6 protein-coding genes are annotated in these 5137 nt (G+C 74.0%); 3 read left to right on the forward strand and 3 right to left on the reverse strand.

What is annotated here, in order from left to right; translation table 11 throughout:
- A partial coding sequence (locus H5J29_RS20025) for a diacylglycerol/lipid kinase family protein (protein ID WP_181782582.1) occupies positions 1-970 on the forward strand: 970 nt, incomplete at its 5' end.
- 119 nt (positions 971-1089) lie between these two features.
- On the opposite strand, the gene H5J29_RS20030 is transcribed toward H5J29_RS20025, so the two are convergent.
- Together H5J29_RS20030 and H5J29_RS20035 are read right to left on the reverse strand one after the other, a co-directional pair.
- Positions 1090-1455, reverse strand: a complete 366-nt coding sequence (locus H5J29_RS20030; protein ID WP_181782583.1) for a hypothetical protein — start codon at positions 1453-1455, stop codon at positions 1090-1092.
- A gap of 9 nt (positions 1456-1464) precedes the next feature.
- Complete coding sequence (locus tag H5J29_RS20035) at positions 1465-2514, reverse strand: LLM class flavin-dependent oxidoreductase (protein ID WP_181782584.1); 1050 nt, start codon at positions 2512-2514, stop codon at positions 1465-1467.
- Between the two features lie 61 nt (positions 2515-2575).
- Here H5J29_RS20035 and H5J29_RS20040 point away from each other — a divergent pair, with 61 nt between their 5' ends.
- On the forward strand, positions 2576-3364 hold the full coding sequence (locus tag H5J29_RS20040) for a methyltransferase domain-containing protein (protein ID WP_181782585.1): 789 nt from the start codon (positions 2576-2578) through the stop codon (positions 3362-3364).
- On the opposite strand, the gene H5J29_RS36285 is transcribed toward H5J29_RS20040, so the two are convergent.
- Positions 3331-4140, reverse strand: coding sequence for a siderophore-interacting protein (locus H5J29_RS36285; protein ID WP_181782586.1), 810 nt, complete (start codon positions 4138-4140; stop codon positions 3331-3333). The two genes, H5J29_RS20040 and H5J29_RS36285, sit on opposite strands and share 34 nt — an antisense overlap.
- Before the next feature lie 113 nt (positions 4141-4253).
- Between H5J29_RS36285 and fdhD the strand changes: the two genes are divergently transcribed.
- The gene (fdhD, locus tag H5J29_RS20050; protein WP_181782587.1) at positions 4254-5075 is read left to right on the forward strand and encodes a formate dehydrogenase accessory sulfurtransferase FdhD; all 822 of its coding nucleotides are present in this window, start codon (positions 4254-4256) and stop codon (positions 5073-5075) included.
- Positions 5076-5137: the final 62 nt, after the last annotated feature.

Genomic DNA, 5137 nt, shown 5'->3' on the forward strand with positions numbered 1-5137 from the left:
GGTCCCAGAGCTGCCGCAGGGCGACGGCCTGGTGATCATCGCGAACCCGTTCTCCGGCCCGCCGGACTACGACGCGAGCGACGAGGTCGCGGCCGCCCTGCCCGCCGCGCACCTGCTGCGGGTCAGCAAGGACACCGACGTCGACGACCAGCTCGAGGAGGCCATCGCCGAACGCGGGAGCTGGGTGCGGGCGATCGGGGTCGCCGGGGGCGACGGCACCGTGGCCACGGCCGCGTCGGTCGCCGACCGCCACCACCTGCCGTTGGTCGTGGTGCCCGCCGGGACCCTGAACCACTTCGCCCGGGACGTGGGCGTCTACGACCTGCAGGAGGCCGTCGACGCCACCCAGGCGGGCGAGGCCGTCGCGGTCGACCTCGGGCTGGTGGAGGCCCACCCCGGCGCGGGCGACGACCCGGAGAACACCGACGTGATCCGCACGCGGTACTTCCTCAACACCGCGAGCGTGGGCTCCTACCCGGAGCTGGTGCGCCTGCGGGAGAAGTGGCAGCCGCGCTGGGGCAAGTGGCCCGCGTTCGTGGCCGCGCTGGTCGCCGTGCTGCACCGCGCCGAGAAGGTGGAGGTCAAGTTCCTCGACGGCGCGTGGCACAAGGTCTGGTTCATCTTCGTGGGCAACGGGCCCTACTACCCGCGCGGCATGGTCCCGGCCTGGCGGCCGACCCTGGACTCCGGCCTGCTCGACGTCCGGTGGCTGCGTGCCGACGTCCGGTTCTCCCGGCTGCGGGTGGTCGCCGCCCTGATCCTCGGTGCACTCGGGCACAGTCGCGTCTACCACCAGGCCGAGGTCGCGGAGCTCGACGTCGAGCTGGCCGTCCCGTCGATGCTCGCGACCGACGGCGAGGTGGTCGAGGAGGCGGGGCGCTACACCTTCCGCGTGGCCAAGGAGCCCATCGCGGTCTACCGCCGGGACGAGGAGCGCTGGACGGGCCGGGTGCGCCCCTTCCAGGGCTAGGAGGCCGCGGTTCAGAGTGGGCGTCCTCGCCAGGCCGACGACCCAGTGCGGGCGCTGCCGGGGCGGCGCGCAGCAGGGCGGGGCCCTTTCGACAGACTCCTAGTCCAGGTACCGCGCGGCTAGTCCAGGTACCGCGCGGCGGCCTCGTAGGTGTCCGACGGGGCGCCGCTGAACGCGATCGCGGCGGCGGGCGCGTGCCGGTGGACCAGGTTGACCACCTGCTCGAACAGGGCGTCGTCCGACCGCACCCCGCCGCCGACGACGACCACCCGCCACGGCCTGCGGTCCAGCGCGGCGGCCACCACGGCGCCGATGTCGTCGCTCCCGTCGAGCCCGAAGAAGCAGGTCTCGACGCCCACCCCCGCGGCCTCGAACCTCGCCAGGCCGACGGCGACGGCGTCGGCCACGGGGGTGGGGTCCCAGGGCCCCGGGACCCGGTGCGGGTCGAGCCCGACCACCAGGACCCGCGGCTCCTCGTCACGCATGCGGCCAGGCTAGACCGCGACCTGCTCCGACTCGGCCAGCAGCTCGCGGACCCGGGGCACCACCACGGTGCCGTAGAGCTCGATGGACCTCATCAGCTCGGCGTGCGGCAGGGGGCCCGTCGTGTACTTGAGGTCGAAGCGCTGCACACCCAGCGCCTGCACGGTGCGGGCGATCTTGCGGGCCACGGTCTCGGGCGACCCGACGTGCTGGGCGCCGCCGCGGACGTCCGCCTCGAACCGGCCGCGGGTCAGGGGCGGCCAGCCGCGCTCCGCACCGATCCGGTCGAGCATGACCTTGGCGTGCGGGTACAGCGTCTCGACGGCCTCCTCGTCGGTCTCGGCGACGAAGCCGGGGGCGTGCACGGCGATCGGCTGCTCCTCCTTGCCCAGCTCCCGAAGCGCCTTCCGGTACAGCTCGGCGTACGGCGCGAAGCGCACCGGGTCGCCGCCGATGACCGCGAGGACCAGCGGCAGCCCGTAGGTCGCGGCCCGGACCACCGACTGCGGGCTGCCACCCACACCGACCCAGGTCGTGATCCGGCCGGACTCGGTCTTGGGGTAGACCTGCTGGTCCGTCAGGGCCGCCCGGATGGTGCCCTCCCAGGTCACCGGGCCCTCGGCGAGCAGGTGGGTCATCAGGTCGAGCTTCTCGGCGAACAGCGTCTCGTAGTCCGCGAGGTCGTAGCCGAAGAGGGGGAAGGACTCGGTGAACGAGCCGCGGCCCAGCGTGATCTCCGCGCGGCCGTCCGACACCGCGTCGAGGGTGGCGAAGCGCTCGAAGACCCGCACGGGGTCGTCCGAGCTGAGGACGGTCACCGCGGTGCCCAGCTTGATCCGCTCGGTCCGGCTCGCGATCGCGGCCAGCACGACCTCGGGCGCGGAGATCGCGTAGTCGTCCCGGTGGTGCTCGCCCACCCCGAACACGTCGATCCCGACCCGGTCGGCCAGCACACCCTGTTCGACGACGTCCCTGATGACCTGGGCGTACGACGTGCGCCCACCCTGCCCGTCGGTCGTCACGTCGCCGAAGGTGTCCAGTCCCAGCTCCACCGTCTCCATGTGCGTCATGCTACCCGTAACGATTGAGCCCTCAACTTCATGCCCCGTCTACGCTGCCGCCATGACTCTGTCCTTCGACGACGAGGGCACCCGCGCGATCGAGCGGGTGTACGCCACCCCGGACATCGTGCGACAGCGGGCCGAGACGCTGGCCCTGCTCGCGCCCGCGGCGGGGGAACGGATCCTCGACGTCGGCTCCGGGCCCGGGTTCCTGCTGGCCCAGCTCGCCGAGGCCGTCGGTCCCGGGGGCAGGGTGCAGGGTCTGGACCCGAGCGCGGCGATGAACTCGGTGGCGTCGGCCCGCTGCCTGGCGCTCGACACCGTCACGATCACCGAGGGCGGTGCGGAGTCCCTGCCGTTCCCGGCGGAGGCGTTCGACGCCGTGGTGTCCACCCAGGTCTACGAGTACGTCCCCGACATCCCCGGCGCCTTCGCCGAGGTCTTCCGGGTGCTCCGGCCCGGTGGCCGCGTCCTGGTGCTGGACACCGACTGGGACTCGGTGGTCTGGGCGGTCGCGGACCGGGAGCGGCACCGCCGGGTCATGGCCGCGTGGGAGGCCCACCTGGTCGACCCGCACCTGCCGGTCACCCTCGGCCGCAGGCTCACCGAGGCGGGGTTCACGGTGGCGGCACAGCAGGCGATCGCGATCCTGAACCCCGCCCACGAGCCGGAGACCTACAGCGCGCACACCCTCCGGACCATCGCCGGGTACGTCCGGGGCCGCGCCGACCTGAGCGCCGAGGACGTCGCCGCCTGGGAGGCGGACGTGCGCGCAGGCGACTACTTCTTCAGCGTCAACCGGTACTGCGTGCTGGCCTACAAGCCGGCCTCGGCCAGCCCGCGCTCGTAGAGCTCGCGGACCTCCTCCTCGTCCCGGCCCGCGGCGAGCGCGCGCTCGTAGATCGCCACGGTGTCCACGCCGGACTCGGCCAGCCTGGCGTTCCACCTCTCGATGTCCGCGCGCCAGTAGCCGACGACGCCGTACGAGCCGCGGGGCAGCCCCAGGGAGCGCAGGTGGCCGCGGGCGGCGCGGGTCGCGGAGGCCTCACCCGCGACGTACACGTAGCCGGGCCCCTCGGGCAGCGCGATCCCCGCGACGATCTCACCGAGCCTGCCCGCCCGGGCGAGGCCCGGCGTGTGGTGCCAGGTGACCTCGGCGCCCGGCAGGTCCTGCGCGTCGGCCCGGTCCGGCACCTCGACGTGCACGATCGTCCGGAGGTCCGCCGGGCTCTCGTCCACGATCCGACCGATCGCGGGCAGGGCCGTCACGTCCCCCACGAGCACCTGCCAGGTGGCCGCCTCGGGCCTGCGGAACCAGCTGTTGCCGTGGGTGCGGCGCAACCGGTCCCCCACCCCGGCCACCGCGGCCCACTCGCCGCCGACGCCGCCGGGGTGCAGCACGATGTCGACGGTCAGCCCCGCCTCGTCGATGCGGCGGACGGTGTACCAGCGGCCGCTGCCCTCGACCGGCTCGCCGCCGCCCGGCTCGGGGAACTGCAGCACGCAGGCCTCGTCCGGCACGCCCGCGGAGGGGACGGCGCCCCGCAGCTCGACGCGGACCAGGCTCGGCGAGAGCCGACGGGTGGCGACGACGTCGAGGTCCACGACCTCGGTCGAGACGGGCACGACGCACTCCTCGCGGTTCGGGGTAAGGGCAGCCTCACCGTATCCGGACGGACCGGGCGGGCACCACCCGCGCGGAGGCGCCGGTGGTCACGGCCGCGCGTAGGCTCGGTGGCATGGGACGGCTGACCGCTCGACGCTCGGTCCTGCGGATCGGCGCGGACGGCACGACCCGGCGCAGGCCGGACACCCTCGCCGTCGAGGAGCCCCTCGAGCTGCGGGTCGACGGTCGCCCGCTGAGCGTCACCATGCGAACCCCGGGCCACGACGTCGAGCTGGCCCACGGCTTCCTGCTCACCGAGGGTGTGATCGGCTCCGCCGCCGACCTCGCCACCGCGCGCTACTGCGACTCGGTCGACGCGGAGGGCCGCAACACCTACAACGTCCTCGACGTGGCGCTCGCTCCCGGCGTCGAACCGCCGGACACCTCGCTGGAGCGGAACTTCTACACCACGTCCTCGTGCGGGGTCTGTGGGAAGGCCTCGCTCGACGCCGTGCGCCTCAAGACCCGGTTCGCCCCGCGCGGCGGCCCGGTCGCCTGGCAGGTCCTCGGCTCGTTGCCCGACGCGCTCCGGCAGGCGCAGAAGGTCTTCGACTCGACCGGGGGCCTGCATGCGGCGGGCCTGTTCACCGCCGACGGGTCGCTGGTCGTGTCCCGTGAGGACGTGGGCAGGCACAACGCCGTCGACAAGGTGCTCGGGCACGCCCTGCTCGCGGGCCGGGTGCCGGCCGCGGACACCGTGCTGCAGGTGTCCGGGCGGGCCTCGTTCGAGCTGGTCCAGAAGGCCGTGATGGCCGGGGTGCCGATCCTCGCCGCGGTGTCGGCGCCGAGCTCGTTGGCCGTCGAGCTGGCCGACGAGGCCGGGCTCACCCTCGTCGGGTTCCTGCGGGGCGGGGCGGGGAACGTCTACACCCATCCCGAGCGCGTCAGCGTCTGACGGTCTGCGCGGCCAGCTCCACGAGCCGAGGCCGTTCGCGCAGGAAGAGGTGGTCGGCGGTC

The organism is Pseudonocardia pini (genome assembly GCF_013870575.1).
GTDB classification, from domain to species: Bacteria; Actinomycetota; Actinomycetes; order Mycobacteriales; family Pseudonocardiaceae; genus Pseudonocardia; species Pseudonocardia pini.

Excerpts from the sequence above, each read along its gene's own strand:
- H5J29_RS20030 (WP_181782583.1), bottom strand. The coding sequence starts at position 1,455 with ATGCGTGACGAGGAGCCGCGGGTCCTGGTGGTCGGGCTCGACCCGCAC.
- H5J29_RS20035 (WP_181782584.1), bottom strand. The coding sequence starts at position 2,514 with ATGGAGACGGTGGAGCTGGGACTGGACACCTTCGGCGACGTGACGACC.
- H5J29_RS20040 (WP_181782585.1), top strand. The coding sequence starts at position 2,576 with ATGACTCTGTCCTTCGACGACGAGGGCACCCGCGCGATCGAGCGGGTG.
- fdhD (WP_181782587.1), top strand. The coding sequence starts at position 4,254 with ATGGGACGGCTGACCGCTCGACGCTCGGTCCTGCGGATCGGCGCGGAC.